This is a genomic window from [Flexibacter] sp. ATCC 35208, from assembly GCF_001975825.1.
GTDB lineage: Bacteria > Bacteroidota > Bacteroidia > Chitinophagales > Chitinophagaceae > Chitinophaga.
In genome coordinates this window covers 1-698 of sequence record NZ_MTKN01000206.1, presented here as the reverse complement: position 1 = coordinate 698, position 698 = coordinate 1, and the positions used below count along the sequence as shown (strand labels likewise).

Annotated in this window: 2 protein-coding genes; both read right to left on the bottom strand. The window is 31.2% G+C overall.

Annotation, left to right across the window (positions count from 1 at the left end; translation table 11 throughout):
• The coding region (locus BW716_RS35105; protein WP_143709242.1) for a carboxypeptidase regulatory-like domain-containing protein at positions 1 to 354 on the bottom strand (354 nt) is incomplete at its 3' end.
• Positions 355 to 449: 95 nt separating this feature from the next.
• Positions 450 to 698 (bottom strand): ArsC/Spx/MgsR family protein (locus tag BW716_RS35100; protein WP_143709241.1); only part of this gene is annotated, 249 nt, incomplete at its 5' end.

Below are 698 nucleotides of genomic sequence, written 5' to 3'. Positions count from 1 at the left end.
TTGTGCTGCATCTTCAGATAAATTTACAACACCTAAATTGGTATCATCCTGAATGTTTCTTCCTTTGATTTCAGTAGGTTTAAACGAAATAAATTCAATTTTTATATCATAAGTTCCCGGTGCAACCGCTATATCAAATTCTCCTTTCGGATTTGTAATTCCGCCTGCAATAACTTTGGTGTCATTGGGCGCAGTGATTGAAATTGTTGCATATTCAAGGGGTTGTTTACTTATTTTTTCGAAAACTTTTCCCGTTACTTTTACCTTATTCTTGGCAGGTGGTTCCTGTTGTGCATAGTTGTAAAAACTTGTAAGAAAGAATACAAGCAATACAGCAAATTTGATTTTTTTCATTGTTATTTTTGGTTTCAATTACTTTTTAGACCGCAAATGTAGCTTTTGGTTTAAAGAGGAAAATCACAAAAATATGTTAATATGGTTCTTTATAATCAATCTAAAAAAGAGGCTACACGATCTAAATCCCGGCCTATAATAGCTTTTCCGTCTTTTATTACAATTGGACGTTCAATCAAAATTGGATTATCAATCATAGCCTGAATAATATGTTCGTTTGTGAGTTCTTTTCCTTTATAATTTTCAATCCAGATTTTTTCCTTAATTCGAACTAATTCAATTGGTTGAAGATTTAGTTTTTCCAGAAGTTTTTTCAATTCATCAAAATTTGGAGTTTCTGTTAA